Genomic DNA, 16,170 nt, shown 5'->3' on the forward strand with positions numbered 1-16,170 from the left:
GCAGGCGGTCGCACCACCGCTGAGGAAACCCCGGCACACGCCTGCTGACATGCGCAATCCCTGGAAATCCCGTGACCCGTCGGATGATTGACGGATCGTCGGTGAGCCGATACCACTGAGCACGATCGGCCCCGCACGCACCCGCGCTCCATCCCGACCCCGGCGTTTCCAGGAGGCACCGTTGCATCGGTCCATCCGTCCCCGCACCGCCAGACGTTCCCGTACGGGAGTACGCGCGGCCGGCTCCCTCGCGACAGCGGCCCTGCTGCTCCCGCTGCTGGGCGCGGCGCCGCCGGAGAGCCCGGCGGCCGCCCCTTCGGCGCGTCTGCAGGGCGCGTTCGCCTCGGCGGCCGCCGAGTACCGGGTCCCGCAGAGCGTGCTGCTCGGCGTCTCCTATCTGCAGTCCCGCTGGGACGCGCACGGCGGCGCGCCGAGCGTCACCGGCGGGTACGGGCCGATGCACCTCACCGACGCGCGCACGGCCCTGGCGCGGACCGTGGTGCACGACCACGCCGAGGGCGACGCCCGCGGCGACGACTCGCGGTCACCGCTGAAGGCGACCGCGGCCGATGTGCCCACGGACGCCCAACTCCCGGCGCGGCTCAAGACGTTGGTGCGCGCGGCCCAGGTCAGCGGCATCCCCGCCGAGGAGCTGCGCAGCGACCCCGCGGCGAACGTGCGGGGTGGCGCCGCCCTCCTCGCCGCGGCGCAGCACAAGCTCGGCAAGCCGCTCAGCGAGAACCCCGCGGACTGGTACGGCGCGGTCGCGACGTTCTCCGGTGCGGACGACGCGGCGACCGCTGCGACGTACGCGAACGACGTGTTCGCGGTGATCCGCGACGGCGAGCGGCGCACCACGGACGAGGGCCAGACGGTGACGCTCGCCGCCGAGTCCGACGCGAAGCCGCAGGCGGCGCAGATCGAGAAGATGGGCCTGCGCAAGGCGAACGCCTCGGACACCGAGTGCCCGAAGACGGTGTCGTGCGAGTGGATCCCGGCGCCGTACGAGGAGTTCGGCGACGGCGACTACGGCAACCACGACCTCGCGGACCGGCCGAACGACCAGAGCATCGACTACATCGTCATCCATGACACGGAGGCGACGTGGGAGGAGACGCTCAAGCTGGTCCAGGACAAGACGTATCTGGCCTGGCACTACTCGCTGCGCTCGACCGACGGCCACATCGTGCAGTCGATCAAGGCGAAGGACGTCGGCTGGCACGCGGGCAACTGGTACGTGAACGCGAAGTCGGTCGGCCTGGAGCACGAGGGCTTCCTGACGCAGCCGGACTCCTGGTACACGGAGGAGATGTACCGGTCGTCGGCGCGCCTGGTGAAGTACCTGTCGAAGAAGTACGACATCCCGCTGGACCGGCAGCACATCCTCGGCCATGACACGGTGCCCGGACCGACGACGGTGAACATCCCGCAGATGCACACCGACCCGGGCCCGTACTGGGACTGGGCGCACTACTTCGCGCTGATGGGCAAGCCGTTCCACCGCACGGCGGGTCCGGGCGGCGGTGTGGTGACGGTCGATCCGCGGTTCGCCACGAATCAGCCGGTGTTCACGGGCTGCGTGAAGGCGGGCGAGACGTGCGCGCCGCACGGGTCGAGCGCCGTGCGGGTGTACACGGAGCCGAGCGAGGACGCTCCGCTGATCAAGGACATCGGTCTGCGGCCGGGCGGTCAGGCCTCCACGACCGACGTGAACGACATGGCGTCGCGGCTCTCCACGGGCCAGCAGTACGCGGTCGCGGAGCGCCGGGGCGACTGGACGGCGGTCTGGTACCTGGGCCAGAAGGCCTGGTTCAAGAACCCGGCGAAGCAGCCGACCGCCGTGGACGCCAAGGGTCTCGTGGTCACGCCGAAGGCCGGTGCGACCGAGGTCCCGGTGTACGGGCGGGCCTACCCGGAGAAGGAGGCGTACCCCGCGGGCATGACGCCGCAGGCGATCTCGCCGCTGCCGTACAAGCTGCTCGCCGGACAGCGCTACGTGGTCGGCGGCCGGACGACGGGCGAGTACTTCTACTCCCCGACGTTCGACACGACGAGTCACCGGGTGGTCCGGGGCAAGGACGTGTACTACGAGATCCAGTTCGGTCACCGCGTGGCGTACGTGCGGGCGGCGGACGTCCAGGTGACGCCGTCCACCGTGTCGTAGCCGACAGGGTTCGCAGGGCGGTCGGGCCCGGTTTCGCCGTGGGGGCGGAGCCGGGCCCGACGTGTGGGTCAGTCGAAGACGTAGCGGCGTCCGGCGATCGCCCGGAACGTCTGCTGTCCGCCGCTCAACAGGGTGCTGCGCACGGTCAGTTCACGGGTGCGGGCGGCGGTCACGACGAGCCGGGTGGCCCGGCCGTCGGCCCACGTCACGTCGACGGTGGCGCCGCCGCGTGCGCGCAGTCCGCGCACGGAGCCGTCGGGCCAGCTCGCCGGGAGCGCGGGAAGCACCTCGATCACGTCGAACTGGCTCTGCAGCAGCATCTCGACGACGCCCGATGTGGCCCCGAAGTTGCCGTCGATCTGGAACGGCGGGTGGGTGTCCCAGAGGTTCGGCAGGGTGGACGCCTTGAGCTGCTCGGAGAGCATCTTGTGGGCGTGGTCGCCGTCGCGCAGCCGAGCCCAGAAGTTGATCTTCCAGGCCTTGGACCAGCCGGTGCCGCCGTCGCCGCGCGCGGTGAGCGAGACCTTGGCCGCGTCGGCCCACTCGCTGCCGGGTTCGATCTGGCGGCCCGGGTGCAGGGCGTAGAGGTGGGAGACGTGCCGGTGGTCGTCGGTGGGGCCGTCGAGGTCGGTCTTCCACTCCTGGAGCTGGCCCCACGATCCGATGCGCAGGCCGGGGTCCAGCCGGTCGAGGGTGTCGGCGAGCTGCTTGCGGAAGGCGGGCGCGTCGCCCAAGGTCCTGGCCGCTTCCAGGGTGTTGGTGAGCAGGTCGTGCACGATCTGCTGCGACATGGCGGCGCCGGCCGAGAAGTCGCCGTGCTCGGGCGAGTAACTCGGCGTCACGACCAGGGTGTTGTCGCGCGGGTCGGTGCGCAGGTTGTCCAGCCAGAACTCGGCGGCCGACTTCATCAGCGGGTAGGCGGTGGTGCGCAGGTAGTCGGTGGAGCCGCCGAAGCGGTAGTGCTCGTAGAGCTGGGCGGTGAGCCAGGCGGCGGCCTCCGGGAACCAGAAGGCGGTCGACCAGTCGTGGACGCCGGTGAAGCCGTACGGGTTGGTCTCGTTGTGCACCACCCAGCCGCGGCTGCCGAACATCTCCTTCGCCGTACGTTCCCCGGGCGCGCGCAGCGCGGCGACGAACCGGTCGTACGGGGCCGTGGTCTCGGGCAGGTTGGCGGCCTCGGCGAGCCAGTAGTTCATCTGGAGGTTGATGTTGACGTGGTAGTCGGCCGACCAGGGCGGGGTCGTCGACTGGTTCCAGACGCCTTGCAGGTTCGCGGGCAGTGAGCCGGCCCGCGAGGACGCGATGAGCAGGTAGCGGCCGTACTGGAAGAAGAGCGCTTCGAGCGCCCGGTCGGCGGCCGTGGTGCCGCCCGTGTAGCCCTTGAGGAGCTGGTCGGTGGGGACGTCGGCGGGCGCCGTCTGCCGGATGTCGAGGGCGACGCGGTCGAAGAGGGTGCGGTGGTCGCGCAGGTGCCGGGCGCGGAGGGCCGGGTGGTCCTTGGCGGCGGCCGCGTCGACGGTGGCGGTGACCGCGGCGTGCGGGTCCGCTCCGCGGTAGTCCGGGTAGGTGTCGGCGTAGTCGGTCCCGGCGGCGAGGACGAAGGAGACGCTGTCGGCGCCGGTGACGGTGAGGCTGCCGTCGTTGTTCGCGGTGAGGGTGCCGCCGTCGTGCCGGACGCGGAGCTGCGCTTCGAACTTCAGCCCGTTGTCGGCGAGTTGGCCACGGATCGTGAGGCGGTCACCGGTGGCCGTGGCGGTGAAGTCGGTGCGGGGCGAGGTGTGGCGGAGGGTGCAGGTGACGCTGCCGGGCCGGTCGGCGGAGAGCCGGCCCGCGAGGACGCCGTCGGGGTGCGAGGCGAGGAACTCCCGGCGGTGCGCGACGCCCTGGTGGGTGTACGTGACCGTGGCGAGCGCGTCACGCAGGTCGAGGGAGCGGCGGTAGTCGGCGGGGGTGGTGGCGGGTGCGCCGGGGACGTCGAGGTGGAGGTCGCCGAAGGTCTGGTGGGCGCCGTAGCCGATGCGGGGCTGGCCGAGTTCGGCGGCGACGGTGTCCGGGTCGAGTTTCGTCTCGGCGTCGAGGCGGCGCCGGACGTCGGCGAGGGCGTCGGGGCGCGGGGCGCGCCAGTTCCCGAAGTCGTATCCGCCGCGGGCGCCGGGGCCGCCGGTCCACAGGGTCTTCTCGTTGAACTGGAGGCGCTCGGAGGCGAGGGTGCCGAAGACCATGGCGCCGAGGGCGCCGCTGCCGATGGGCAGGGCCTCGCGTTCCCAGTCGGCGGCGGGCGCCGTGTACCAGAGGCGCAATTCATCGGAGGGGTCGGCGGGGCGGTCGACTGGGCGATCGGCGATGCTCTCGGCGGCGGAGGCAGCGGCCGCCCACGGCCCCGTCCCCGCGGTCAGCGCGGCGGCGCCAACCGCCGCGCCCTTCATGGTGGTTCTTCGCGTGATCCCGTTGTGTCCCGTGGAGTGCTCAGGGTTCCCAGAAGGCATGCCTCGTGACGCTAGAGGTCCGATGACTCTCCGGCAAGAGGTGTGCACGCACCGCGTACGGGCGAGGGGAGGTCAGCCCTGCTGGAAGAGCTCCGCGGGCAGCGGCTTGAGCAGCGCGTACAGGTCGTCGGTGATCGGCCGGTCCCAGGACGCGATGGTCACCAGGACGTTGTCGCTGCGGTCGAACTGGACACAGGAGATCCGCGTCTCGGAGAGCTTCAGACGGCGCACGATGAGGAGGTTGTCGCCCTGCATGACGGGGACGTCCTCGACTCCGGTGACCGTGACCTCCTCGTCGTTCTCCAGCGCGATCAGGAGCTGGGCGACCTCGAAGGGGATCTCGCCCTCGGCGATCTCCCGGGCCGGGGAGCCCTCGGGGAGGTTGCCGATGATCATCGCGGGGCCACGGCCGCCGAACAGGTCGTAGCGCAGGAACACGCCCTGGCAGCTGCCGTCGGGGGCGGGCAGCAGGCCCGCGCCGAGGTTGCCCGGCCAGTCGCCCGGGTCCATGGCCAGGACGTCGAAGTCGGGGCCCGCGGGGGTCGCTGCTCGGCGGCGGAGGAAGGACATGCCGCCCATGGTACGTCGCCCACGGGGGTTCACCTGCCCCGGGCCCGGTGGGAGCGGGCGGCCGGTCACTCGCGTGAGATGGCCTCGGCCAGGCCCGCCTGGTCCGTGCCGACCTTCCGGTACACGGCGGACAGCAGCCGCACCACGACCGCCTCGTCGAGGTGCAGCTCGGCGCCCGCCTCCACGGGGCTGAGCCCGCGTGCCGCGCATCCGGCGGCGGCCCGCTCCCGGGCGGTCAGGGTGTCCGTCGCCGCTCCGTGCAGCGGCCGGGGCCGCAGACCTGCGGCGGCGAGTTCGTCACGCGCCCGCTCCACCAGACCGTCCGCGCCGCAGACCACCGCGGCGTCCAGGCCCCGGTAGAGCTGCTCGGCGGCCTCCCTGACGCGCCCGGTACGGCGGAGTTCGGCGCCGAGGGCGACGAGCGAGCAGGCCAGTTCGTAGCCGGCCGGCGAGCGCTCCAGATGGGCGACGGACTCCTCCAGGAGCTTGGCGCGGGCCGCACCCGACGACACCTCGGCGGCGGCGCGCAGGGCCTGGCCGATGGCCGACGGCGCGCCGAAGTGACGGGCCCGCTCGACCGCGTCGTGGGCGCCGGACAGGGCCCGCTCGGGGGCGTCGTACGCCTCGGCGCGGGCGAGGTACAGCTGCCAGGGGCACCACGAGGGGTTGCGCATGCCGCGCGGGTCGAGGCGGCGTCCGGCGGCGGCGAGTTCCGCGGCGGCCTCCTCGGTGCGGCCGAGCGCGAGGAGGAGCTGCCCGTAGACGGTCTGGGCGTCGGGGAAGACGACGGCGGCGGGGAACGGCGGTCCGAAGGAGTACGCCTCCCCCACCTCCTTGGCCTCGCCGACCCGGCCGCGGGCGAGCAGCACCTCGACGAGGGTGCCGACCGCGTACCAGTGGGCGGGGGTGCCGGGTCCGACGCGCTCGGCGAGCCGCAGGCCCGCGCGGGCGAAGTCCTCCGCCTCGCCGAGCCGGCCGCGCCGGTAGCGGACGTAGCCGAGGATCGTGTACGCGAAGGAGAGGTGGGCGCCGTGCCAGCCGGCGTGCTCGAAGTCGGCGATGCCCTCGACGAAGAGTTCCTCGGTGCGGCCCGGCCGGTCGGCGTAGAGGAAGGAGAGGGCGACGAGGACGGGCACCTCGAAGCCGCGGTCCTCGTCGGCGGCCCAGCGCAGTCCGCCGGCCAGGGCGCGGTCGGCGTGCCGCAGGACGGTCTCGACGGGTTCGCCGCGCAGCGTGGCGTCCCAGGTGCGCAGGCCGATGATGTACCGCTCGGTGAGGTCGCGGCCGGTGAGCCGGTCGGCGAGGCGGGCCAGGCGGCGGGAGCGGGCCGGGGAGTCGGGTTCGTCGGCGCGGAAGGCGTCCCACATGAACTGCTCGGCCTGCATCCGCAGCCGGACCCGGGCGTCGCCGGTGGACCTGATCTCGCGGGCGAGGGTCTCCGACGCCTCGGCGAGCCGGTCGCTGTGGGCGAGGACCTGGGAGAGGCGGTAGACGATGCCGTGCCGCAGGGCCGGGTCGGTGATCGGTTCCTCCAGCGCCGCGCGGAGGTGGTTGACGGTGGTGGCGGGCTCGGTGAGCAGGGAGGCGCTGCCGAGTTCGTAGAGGACGACCGCGCGGTCGTCGAAGGTCGGGGGTTCGCGCAGGGCGCGGGCGAGGTAGCGGCGGGCCGCGTCGGGGGCGCCGGCGCGGACGGTCTCGCGGGCGGCGGCCCGCAGTTGCTGCACGACCCAGGGGTCGCCGTCCGGGTGCGTCTCCAGGAGGTGGCGGGCGGCGGCCGACGGGCCGAGGCCCGCGGTGACGACGGTCCACGCGGCCTGCCCGTGCAGGGCGACGCGGACGCCGCCGGGGATGGCTCGGTAGACGGCCGTCGCGATCAGCGGGTGCACGAACTCCAGGGTCTCCACGCCGGTGAGGATCCGGGCGGTGCGGAGGCGGTCGGCGGCGTCGGCGGCCTCCTCGGCGCCCAGTCCCGCGACGCCCGCGGCGAGTTCGGGGGATATCTCGGTGCCGAGGACCGCGCAGGCCCAGGCGAACCGGACGGTGGCGGAGCCGAGCCGTTCGAGGCGGGCGATCAGGCCGCTGCCCTTCACGGCGGCGGCGAGGTCGCGCAGCAGGTGGGCGCCGTTCTCCGTCGGCGCGAGGCCGCGGTCGTGGATCTTCGCGGTCAGCTCGACGGCCTCGAACGGGTTTCCCGCGGTGACCGCCCAGCACTCGCGGCAGAACGCGTCGTCGGCGTGCGCGCCGAGCGACTCGCGGACCAGGCCCGCGATGGCGAGGGCGCTGAGCGGTTCGAGACCGAGCGGACGCTGGCCGGAGCGGCCCGGCAGGCCGCGCAACGCCTCGGCGTGGTCGGGGAGTTCCTCGGGCCGGTAGGCGACGACGAGCAGCAGCGGCAGTTCCTCGGCGCGCGGCGCGAACGCGGCGAGCCAGCCGAGCGACTCGGGGTCGGCCCAGTGCGCGTCGTCGAGGACGAGGACCATGGGGGCGCGCTGCACGGCGAGATGGGTGAGTACCCAGTCGAGGCCGTCGCGCAGGCCCTGCGGGTCGGGCGGCGCGCCTTCGGTGGCCGCGCACAGGCCGAGGGCGGGGCCGACGATGGCGTACCAACTGCCCAGCCTGGAGCGGAGTTCCGACTCGGGGGTTCCGGCGAGCTGGGGCTGGACGAGCTGGCGGGCGACGTGGAAGGCGACGCCCTGTTCCTGGTCGCCGCCGCGCGCGTACAGGACGGTGCAGCCCTTGGCCGCTGCGCGCCTGCGCACCTCGGCGAGCAGCGTCGTCTTGCCGAGTCCCGCGGGCGCGGCGACGGCGAGCAGGGCGCCGTGCGGCCGCTCGGGCGGCTCGGCGCCGCCCCGTCGCAATCCGGCCAGTTCGGCCAACGCCTCGTCGACCGTGGCGAGTTCGCTCTCGCGCTCGAAGAGCGTCCGTCGTCCTCGATGGCCCCGGCCACCGCGCTGCACCATCAGGCACCCCCTGCCGCGGTGGTGCGCCCGGCGCGGGGAGCCGGTGCACACCGCGGGTTCCAGGCCACTCAGCGTACGCCTCCGGACCCCGGACGGAGCGTCATGTGGCGTTCTGGGCGCGGGAGTTGTGTCGCTCGTGGTGGCGGGCCACCCGGGCCCGGTTGCCGCAGGAGGGCTTGCACCACTCCTGGCGCGGGTGCTCCTTGAGGAAGTAGCGCACGCAGCGCGGCGCGTGACAGGCGCGCAGCCTGGTCCGGTCCTCGCTCGTGAGGAAGGTGACGGCCGCCCGGGCCAGGGTGGCGACGAGCAGGTCGGTGTCGCCGGGCTCGGTGACGGCCAGCTCGCGCACGGTCGGCCCCTCGTCCGGCCACTCCAGTGCGGGCACGGCGGGGACCAGCGCGGCGGCGGCGTTCAGCCGGGCCAGCGCCTCGGCGACCGGCAGCAGCCGGCGCGCGTCGGCGGGGCTGGGCTCGCCGGGGCGTACGGCGCGGGCGAACAGGGCGCGGACGGCGGCCCGCAGCGCGCGCACCCGCTCCAGGCCCTCGGGGTCGCCGGTGTAGTCCTCGGTCAGGGGCAGTGCGGCGGCGTGCTCGCGCACCCAGCCGGTGAGGCCCTCGGGCGCGAGCAGGTCGTCGGCCACTCCGCCCTGACCGTCGTGGCGGATGGTGAGGGCGAGGTCGAGGACGAGCCGGGCGGCGTCGGGTCCTGTGCTGATGTCACGCATGGACCTAATGATAGGTTCCACGTCAACCATTAGCATCGGGGCGTGCTTCCACTGGAGGGGACCATGGACGATCTGCGTCGACTGCTGCGCGGTCTTGAGGTGTTCGCGGGCGAACTGCCGGTCTTCGATCCGGCCGCGGCGCCCGGCACGCCCGCCGAGCTGTTCGCCGAGTGGCTGCTCGGCGCCGTGGACGCCGGGGTGCGCGAACCGCACGCGATGACCCTGTCGACGGCGGGGGCCGACGGGAACCCGCAGGCCCGCACACTGATCCTGAAGGCGGTGACGGCCGACGGCTGGCAGTTCGCCTCGGACGGCGGGAGCGTCAAGGCCCGCGATCTGGCCGACCGCCCCTACGCGGCCCTCACCTTCTACTGGTCGCCGCTGGCCCGCCAGGTGCGGGTGCGCGGACCCGTCGTCCGGGAGCCGGCGGAGGCGAGCGCGGCCGACTTCCGGGCGCGGGGCGCGGCGGCGCGCGCGGAGGCGCTGCTCGGCCGGCAGTCCCGGCCGCTGGCCGCCCTGGACGAGCGGGACGCCGCGGTGCGGGAGGCCGAGGCCCGCCTCGCGCGGGAGCCCGGTCTCGTCGCGCCGGGCTGGACGCTGCACACGGTGCGGCCGGACGCGGTGGAGTTCTGGCAGGGCGACAAGGAGCGGCGCCACACCCGGCTCAGCTATCTGCGCACCGGCGACGGCTGGCGGAAGCAGTTGCTGTGGCCGTGACCGGGGGGACGCTGAACTACTGGCGGGCGGGCCTGGACGCCGTACCCGACGAGGTGTGGCGGGAACCGGCGCTCGAGGTCCTGCTGCTGCCGGACAACCGGCTGACGTCCGTGCCCGCGCGCATCGGCACGCTGGACCGCCTGCACACGCTCGACCTCGGCCACAACCTGCTGACGTCGGTCCCGCGCGAGCTCGGCGAGCTGACCGGCCTGACCCGGTTCCTGTACCTGCACGACAACCGGCTGACGCAACTGCCGGACGGCCTCGGGGCGCTCACCCGGCTCGGCTACCTCAACGTCGGCGAGAACCGGCTCACCGCCTTGCCGGACACGCTCGGCGACCTGGCCGGACTCGTGGAGCTGCGGGCCCAGCACAACCGGCTCACGGCCCTGCCCACCACCCTCGGCTCCCTCTCCGCGCTGCGGGAACTGTGGCTGCGCGGCAATGCGCTGACCGAGCTGCCCGACTCCGTGGCCGGTCTGCGGGAACTGCGCGAACTGGACCTCAGGGAGAACGCGTTCGGCGCGGTGCCCGGGGCGCTGCGCGCACTGCCGCGGCTGCGCCGCCTCGACCTGCGGAGCAACCGCCTGCGGGAGCTGCCGGGGTGGCTCACGGAGCTGCCCGCGCTGGAGAAGCTGGACCTGCGCTGGAACGAGGTGCACGTCGCGCCCGGCCTGCTCGACGAGCTGACCGGGCGCGGCTGTGTGGTACTACGCTGACCTGCTCGACGAGCTGACCGGGCGCGGCTGTGTGGTGCTGCGCCGACCTGCTAGTCGGCGGGGGCGGGCGGCACCACGGCGACCGGGGCCGCCGCGTGCAGCAGGACGGCGTGGGTGACCGAGCCGAGCATCGGGGCGGGCCGGGTGAAGCGGCGGCGGTGCCGGCCGACGACGACCAGGTCGGCCTCGCGGGAGTTCTCCACGAGGTGGCCGGCCGCGTCGCCGGGCGCCACGTAGAGGTCGACCGCCACCTCGGGGTGGGCCTTGCGCAGCTCGGCGACGGCGTCGTTGGCGAAGTTCAGCGTCTCCCGCTCGGCCGCCTCCTGGTCGACGGCGGTCGGCGTGAAGTCGCCGAACGCCGACCAGGCGAGGACCGGCCACGGGTAGGCGGCGACGACCTGCACCTTGGCGCCGGTGCGCGCGGCGTGCTCGAAGGCGAACGAGAGCGTGGTCTCGTCCGGGTCGTCGGTCTGCAGGCCGACCACGACGCGGGGTCCCGGCGGTACGGGTGCCTCGCTGTCCACGGTGCGGTCGGGGCGCGGTACCACGACCACGGGGCAGACGGAGTCGCGGGCGGCGGCCACGCCGTTCGAGCCGAGCAGCAGACTGGCGAACCCGCCGCGGCCGCGGGAGCCCAGTACGACGAGCTGGGCCTCCTTGCTCATCTCGGGCAGCACCGCGGCGGGCAGACCGGTCCGGCTGATGAACTCCAGGGCCGGCAGCCCCTCACGCCCCGCCAGCTTCTCGCGCAGCTCCTCGATGAGGGGGTCCTCGATGGGCTCGGGGGGGCCTGCCATCAGCACGCCGGGCTGGAGCGGGTACGCGTACTGCGCCACGTGCACGATGCGCAGATCGGCGCCGCGCCTGGCCGCCTCGGCAAGGGCCCATTCGAGGGCGCGCTGACTGTCGTCGGACCCGTCGACCGCGGCGACGACGGGCAGGTTGTGCGGCGTGCTCATGACTGGTTCGCCTCCGACACCGGGCACGCTGGTCGTGCCCTGATTTGACCGGCTGTTCCTGTGGCCAGGGTCGCTCACGCGAGGGCCACAGGACAGGGCCGAAGGTCACGTGTCGGAAACCGGATGAAATCCGGCGCCCGTCCACGGCTCGTGGGACGGCGCCGTCCGCTCCGCTACGTCAGGTCGAACTCGCCCTCCCGGGCGCCCAGCACGAACGCCCCCCACTCCGCCGGCGTGAAGATCAGCGACGGGTTCTGCGGGCTTCCTCCGTTGCGCATCGCGATGAATCCCTCGACGAAGGCGATCTGGACATCGCCCAGACCCCTGCTGCTGGAGCGCCAGTCCGCGCTGCTCAGGTCCAGGTCCGGCTTGTCCCACCCCGTGAGCGGGTGCTGGTCGATGGTGCTCTCGGCCACGTCCGTGCTCCTCCCGGTTCGTCGTCCGTGCGTCAGCCTAGCGATCGGTCCGTGCCCCGCACAGGCCACGACGGTGGTCGAAGGTCACCGCATGCTCATCCGTCCGTCAGCGCGTGGGCGGCTCGGCGCCGACGAGCCACATCGAGAAGAACTGCGAGCCGCCTCCGTAGGCGTGCCCGAGGACCTTGCGCGCCCCGTCGACCTGGTGCTCGCCGGCCTGACCACGGACCTGGAGGGCGGCCTCGGCGAAGCGGATCATGCCGGAGGCGCCGATGGGGTTCGTGGACAGGACGCCACCGGACATGTTGACGGGCAGGTCACCGTCGAGCTCGGTCACACCGGACTCGGTGAGCTTCCAGCCGCCGCCCTCGTCGGCGAAGCCGAGGTTCTCCAGCCACATCGGCTCGTACCAGGAGAACGGCACGTACATCTCGACGGCGTCGATCTCCCGGCGCGGATCGGCGATCCCGGCCTGCCGGTACACGTCGGCGGCGCAGTCCTTGCCCGCCTGCGGGGACACGAAGTCCTTGCCCGCGAAGAGGGTCGGCTCGCTGCGCATCGCGCCGCCGAGCAGCCAGGCCGGCGGCTTCGGCGAACGGGCGGCGCCGGCCCGGTCGGTGAGGATCATGGCGCAGGCGCCGTCGGACGACGGGCAGGTCTCCGAGTAGCGGATCGGGTCCCAGAGCATGGGCGACGCCTGGACCTTCTCCAGGGTGATGTCGTGCTCGTGCAGGTGCGCGTAGGGGTTCTTGAGCGCGTTGCGCCGGTCCTTGTACGCGACGAGGGAGCCCACGGTGTCGGGCGCCCCGGTCCGCCGCATGTAGGCGCGGACGTGCGGCGCGAAGAAGCCGCCGGCGCCGGCCAGCAGCGGCTGCTGGAAGGGGATCGGCAGCGAGAGCCCCCACATGGCGTTGGATTCCGACTGCTTTTCGAAGGCGAGGGTGAGGACCGTGCCGTGGACGCGGCCCGCGACGAGGTTGGTGGCGACGAGCGCCGTCGACCCGCCGACGGAGCCCGCGGTGTGCACCCGGAGCATCGGCTTGCCGACCGCGCCGAGCGCGTCGGCGAGGTACAGCTCCGGCATCATGACGCCCTCGAAGAAGTCGGGCGCCTTGCCGATGACGACGGCGTCGATGTCGGCCCAGGTCAACTCGGCGTCCGCCAGGGCGCGTTGTGCGGCCTCGCGGACGAGTCCGGCGATGGAGACGTCACGCCGGGCGGCGACGTGGTGGGTCTGCCCGATGCCGACGATCGCTACCGGTTCCTTGTTCGTCATCGGTCCTCCCCTTGACGTCCTTCGAGTACGGCGACCAGGTTCTGCTGGAGGCAGGGCCCGGAGGTGGCGTGGGCGAGTGCGCGCCGGGACTCGCCGCGGTGGATGCGGGCGGCGGCCTCGCCGATGCGGATGAGGCCGGCGGCCATGACCGGGTTGGCGGCGAGCGCGCCCCCGGACGGATTGACGGCCACGTCGTCGCCGAGCCGCAGCGCCTTGCGCAGGACGACCTCCTGCGAGCTGAAGGGGGCGTGCAGTTCCGCGGTGTCCACGGGCCGTTCGAAGAGCCCCGCGTTCTCGGCGGCGAGCCGCGTGGAGGGCGAGTCGGTCAGGTCGCGCACGCCGAGGCTGTGCGCCTCGATGCGGTGGTCGATGCCGCTGATCCACGCGGGCCGCTCGCACAGTTCGCGGGCCCGGTCGCCCGCGGCGAGGATCACGGCGGCGGCGCCGTCGCCGATGGGCGGGCAGTCCCCGGTGCGCAGCGGCTGGACGACGTAGTCGCCGTGCGGGACGTCCGCGCCCCGGAGTTGGGCGTGCGGATTGCCGGCGGCGTCCGCGCGGCTGCGGGCGGCGACCCCGGCGAGGGCGGGTTCGTCGGTGTGGCCCGCGTCGATGAGGGCCTGTGCCTGGAGGGCGGCGAGGGCGACGGAGTCGGGCCAGAGCGGGGCGACGTAGTACGGGTCGAGCTGCCGGGTGAGCACGTCGCGCACGGAGCCGGGCGACGACTTGCCGTACGAGTAGACGAGCGCGGTGTCGGCGTCCCCGGTCAGCAGCTTCGTCCACGCCTCGTACAGCGCCCACGCGCCGTCCATCTCGACGTGCGACTCGGAGATGGGCGGCCAGGCGCCGACGCCGTCGAGCGCCATGGTGAAGGAGAAGGCGCGCCCCGCGAGGTAGTCGCTCGACCCCGAGCAGGTGAACCCGATGTCACTGGTCTTCAGGCCGGTGGCGTCGAGGACCTGGTGGAGGACCGGCATCAGCATCTCCACCTCCGACTGCTCCTCGGTGGTGCGCCGGTGGTCGGTCTGCCCGAAGGCGACGACGGCGATGTCCCGGATCGGCGGCCGCATTCAGATCAGCTCCTTGTACGTGTCGTAGTCGGCGTCCGGTTCGCCGGTCGGCCGGTAGTGGTCGGGGTAGCGCCCGCCCTCGGTCCACACCGGTTCGACGCGCAGGCCCATCCGGACCTGGTCGTAGGGGATGCCGCCGATCCGTCCGTGCAGGGCGAGGTCGGCGCCGTCGAGGGCGATGTGGGCGTAGACGTAGGGCAGTTCGATGTCGAGGTTCTTCGCCTTGACGTTGACGATGCAGTACGTCGTGACGGTGCCGGCCGGGCCGACCTCGACCTGGTCGGTGGTGGCCACGCCGCAGGTCGGGCAGGCGCCGCGGGGCGGGACGTAGACCTTGCGGCAGGAGGGGCAGCGTTCGCCGACGGTGCGGTTGTCCGCGAGGGCGTTGATGTAGCGGCTCTGGGCGCCGCCCGGGCTGTAGGTGTAGTCGAGGCGGGCGGCGGCGACGATGCCGGTGACTCCGTCCTCGAACTCGCCGTTGTGCGCGGCCGGTTGGACTTGATCCGGGGCGCTGTCGTCGGCTTCGAAGCAGGCGATGTCGGTGATGGCTCCGGTGCGTTCCGCCGCCCAGCGGACGCGGACGCGCAGGCCGCTGTGGACGGCGTCGGGCCCGGTGGCGTCGAGCGCGTGCAGGAGCGCGGTGTCGGCGCCGTCCAGCTTGACGAGGACCCAGGCGAACGGGGTGTCCAGGGGCTGGCCGCGGCGCGGGGCCGGGTTCCAGGCCCAGGTGGTGACGGTGCCGGTGTCTCCGACCTGGACCAGGTCCCGTATCTCGGCCGCGGTGACCGGGTCGTACTCGACCGGGGGGACGAGGACCCGGTCGTCGGTCGTGCGGACGCCCAGCACGGTGCGGTGGCGCAGTCCGCTCAGGAACGCGGCCTGGACCGGTCCGAGCGACCGGGTGAACGGAAACTCCACGACCAGGGGTGCTTTGAGAATCTCCGGTTGAGGTGCGACTGCCATGGTGCGGTCTCCTTCGGTGGTGGTGGGGGATACGGAGTGCCGTCTGCCGGGTCGGTGTACGTCGCCGGGTACGGGTCGGTGGGGGCTGGTCGCGCAGTTCCCCGCGCCCCTGAAGACCTGCGCTGACGCGCGGCCTTCAACGGCGGGGAGATGCCACCCGAAGGGTGTGCATCTCAGGGGCGCGGGGAACTGCGCGACCAGCCCCCACGCACCCGCAGACGAACCCCGAACCCCGCCGGACGGCACCCTCACTCCCGCCGGAACACAGGCTCCCGCCGCTCCGCGAACGCACGAGCCCCTTCCTTCGCATCGACCGTGTCGAAGATCGGCCACCCCCGCTTCAGCTCCGCCGCCAGCCCGTCCGTCTCGGTCATCTCGGCGGTCTCGTACACCGACGCCTTCACGGCCTCGACGGCCAACGGGCCGCACGCGTTGATCCGTTCGGCGATCTCCAGGGCGGCGTCCAGCGCCGTGCCGTCGGGCACCACGCGCCCGACGAGCCCGATCGCCGCCGCTTCCGGCGCCGCGTACGGACGCCCGGTCAGCAGCATCTCCAGGGCGTGGGTCCGCGCGATCTGGCGGGGCAGCCGCACGGTCGAGCCGCCGATGGGGAACAGTCCGCGCTTCACCTCGAAGAGGCCGAACGTCGCCGACTCCCCCGCCACCCGGATGTCCGTGCCCTGAAGGATCTCCGTGCCGCCCGCCACGCAGTGCCCCTCGACCGCCGCGACGACGGGTTTGCGGGGCCGGTGGTGGCGCAGCATCGCCTTCCAGTGCAGATCGGGATCCGCCTTGAGCCGGTCCCGGTAGTGCTCGCCCGCCATGCCCTTCCCGGCCAGGGCCTTGAGGTCCATGCCGGCGCAGAACACGCCGCCCGCCCCGGTGAGCACCACCGAGCGGATCGTGTCGTCGGCGTCGGCCTCCAGCCACCCGTCGTACAGGCCGACGAGCATCGGCAGGGACAGCGCGTTCTTGGCCTCGGGCCGGTTGAGCGTGAGCACGAGCGTCGCGCCCTCGCGGCGCACGTCGAGATGTTCGGTCCCACCCATGGCTGTCCTCCAGTCGGCCGGAGCTCGGACCCGGAACAGGTTGCAGGAGGGGACCGACCAGTTCAAGAGTTTTCTGACACTCAGTCAGATTTCTTGTGCG

General features: G+C 73.3%; 13 protein-coding genes. 3 read left to right on the top strand and 10 right to left on the bottom strand.

Annotation, left to right across the window (positions count from 1 at the left end):
- The first annotated feature begins 181 nt into the window (after window positions 1-181).
- Entirely contained in the window at window positions 182-2,164 is a 1,983-nt protein-coding gene (locus RBJ77_RS53410) for an N-acetylmuramoyl-L-alanine amidase (protein ID WP_372351639.1), read from the top strand.
- 68 nt (window positions 2,165-2,232) lie between these two features.
- Here RBJ77_RS53410 and RBJ77_RS53415 read toward each other — a convergent pair whose 3' ends face one another.
- The 4 genes from RBJ77_RS53415 to RBJ77_RS53430 all read right to left on the bottom strand — a co-directional run bounded on the left by RBJ77_RS53415 (window position 2,233) and on the right by RBJ77_RS53430 (window position 8,904).
- Complete coding sequence (locus tag RBJ77_RS53415; protein WP_372351640.1) at window positions 2,233-4,590, bottom strand: glycoside hydrolase N-terminal domain-containing protein; 2,358 nt, start codon at window positions 4,588-4,590, stop codon at window positions 2,233-2,235.
- Between the two features lie 132 nt (window positions 4,591-4,722).
- Entirely contained in the window at window positions 4,723-5,220 is a 498-nt protein-coding gene (locus RBJ77_RS53420; RefSeq protein WP_255968932.1) for a hypothetical protein, read from the bottom strand.
- A gap of 65 nt (window positions 5,221-5,285) precedes the next feature.
- Complete coding sequence (locus RBJ77_RS53425; RefSeq protein WP_372351641.1) at window positions 5,286-8,180, bottom strand: AAA family ATPase; 2,895 nt, start codon at window positions 8,178-8,180, stop codon at window positions 5,286-5,288.
- A gap of 100 nt (window positions 8,181-8,280) precedes the next feature.
- Window positions 8,281-8,904 carry an ABATE domain-containing protein gene (locus tag RBJ77_RS53430; protein WP_372351642.1) on the bottom strand — a complete coding sequence of 208 codons (624 nt, stop codon included), beginning with the start codon at window positions 8,902-8,904 and terminating at the stop codon, window positions 8,281-8,283.
- A gap of 63 nt (window positions 8,905-8,967) precedes the next feature.
- On the opposite strand from RBJ77_RS53430, the gene RBJ77_RS53435 reads away from it, so the two are divergent.
- A complete protein-coding gene (locus RBJ77_RS53435) occupies window positions 8,968-9,621 on the top strand; it encodes a pyridoxal 5'-phosphate synthase (protein WP_372351643.1) in 654 nt (217 codons plus the stop codon).
- Window positions 9,618-10,340: a leucine-rich repeat domain-containing protein gene (locus RBJ77_RS53440; RefSeq protein ID WP_372351644.1), complete on the top strand. Its 723-nt coding sequence runs from the start codon at window positions 9,618-9,620 to the stop codon at window positions 10,338-10,340. The genes RBJ77_RS53435 and RBJ77_RS53440 overlap by 4 nt, the downstream gene beginning before the upstream one ends.
- Window positions 10,341-10,390: 50 nt before the next feature.
- Here the strand turns inward: RBJ77_RS53440 and RBJ77_RS53445 are convergent, their stop codons facing one another.
- From RBJ77_RS53445 to RBJ77_RS53470, 6 genes are all read right to left on the bottom strand, one after another.
- Window positions 10,391-11,299 carry a universal stress protein gene (locus RBJ77_RS53445; RefSeq protein WP_372351645.1) on the bottom strand — a complete coding sequence of 303 codons (909 nt, stop codon included), beginning with the start codon at window positions 11,297-11,299 and terminating at the stop codon, window positions 10,391-10,393.
- Between the two features lie 173 nt (window positions 11,300-11,472).
- On the bottom strand, window positions 11,473-11,715 hold the full coding sequence (locus RBJ77_RS53450) for a DUF397 domain-containing protein (RefSeq protein WP_255968919.1): 243 nt from the start codon (window positions 11,713-11,715) through the stop codon (window positions 11,473-11,475).
- A gap of 106 nt (window positions 11,716-11,821) precedes the next feature.
- Window positions 11,822-12,991 carry a thiolase domain-containing protein gene (locus RBJ77_RS53455; protein ID WP_372351646.1) on the bottom strand — a complete coding sequence of 390 codons (1,170 nt, stop codon included), beginning with the start codon at window positions 12,989-12,991 and terminating at the stop codon, window positions 11,822-11,824.
- Window positions 12,988-14,058, bottom strand: a complete 1,071-nt coding sequence (locus tag RBJ77_RS53460) for a thiolase domain-containing protein (protein WP_372351647.1) — start codon at window positions 14,056-14,058, stop codon at window positions 12,988-12,990. Before RBJ77_RS53460 ends, RBJ77_RS53455 begins: the two co-directional genes overlap by 4 nt.
- Entirely contained in the window at window positions 14,059-15,021 is a 963-nt protein-coding gene (locus RBJ77_RS53465) for a Zn-ribbon domain-containing OB-fold protein (protein WP_372351648.1), read from the bottom strand.
- 248 nt (window positions 15,022-15,269) lie between these two features.
- Window positions 15,270-16,070 (bottom strand): crotonase/enoyl-CoA hydratase family protein, encoded by an 801-nt coding sequence (locus RBJ77_RS53470; protein ID WP_372351649.1) that lies wholly within the window; start codon window positions 16,068-16,070, stop codon window positions 15,270-15,272.
- Between the last annotated feature and the right edge of the window lie 100 nt (window positions 16,071-16,170).

The organism is Streptomyces sp. KL116D (assembly GCF_030766975.1).
GTDB lineage: Bacteria > Actinomycetota > Actinomycetes > Streptomycetales > Streptomycetaceae > Streptomyces > Streptomyces longispororuber_A.

Excerpts from the sequence above, each read along its gene's own strand:
- RBJ77_RS53415 (WP_372351640.1), bottom strand. The coding sequence starts at position 4,590 with ATGAAGGGCGCGGCGGTTGGCGCCGCCGCGCTGACCGCGGGGACGGGG.
- RBJ77_RS53420 (WP_255968932.1), bottom strand. The coding sequence starts at position 5,220 with ATGTCCTTCCTCCGCCGCCGAGCAGCGACCCCCGCGGGCCCCGACTTC.
- RBJ77_RS53425 (WP_372351641.1), bottom strand. The coding sequence starts at position 8,180 with ATGGTGCAGCGCGGTGGCCGGGGCCATCGAGGACGACGGACGCTCTTC.
- RBJ77_RS53430 (WP_372351642.1), bottom strand. The coding sequence starts at position 8,904 with ATGCGTGACATCAGCACAGGACCCGACGCCGCCCGGCTCGTCCTCGAC.
- RBJ77_RS53435 (WP_372351643.1), top strand. The coding sequence starts at position 8,968 with ATGGACGATCTGCGTCGACTGCTGCGCGGTCTTGAGGTGTTCGCGGGC.
- RBJ77_RS53445 (WP_372351645.1), bottom strand. The coding sequence starts at position 11,299 with ATGAGCACGCCGCACAACCTGCCCGTCGTCGCCGCGGTCGACGGGTCC.
- RBJ77_RS53455 (WP_372351646.1), bottom strand. The coding sequence starts at position 12,991 with ATGACGAACAAGGAACCGGTAGCGATCGTCGGCATCGGGCAGACCCAC.
- RBJ77_RS53460 (WP_372351647.1), bottom strand. The coding sequence starts at position 14,058 with ATGCGGCCGCCGATCCGGGACATCGCCGTCGTCGCCTTCGGGCAGACC.
- RBJ77_RS53465 (WP_372351648.1), bottom strand. The coding sequence starts at position 15,021 with ATGGCAGTCGCACCTCAACCGGAGATTCTCAAAGCACCCCTGGTCGTG.
- RBJ77_RS53470 (WP_372351649.1), bottom strand. The coding sequence starts at position 16,070 with ATGGGTGGGACCGAACATCTCGACGTGCGCCGCGAGGGCGCGACGCTC.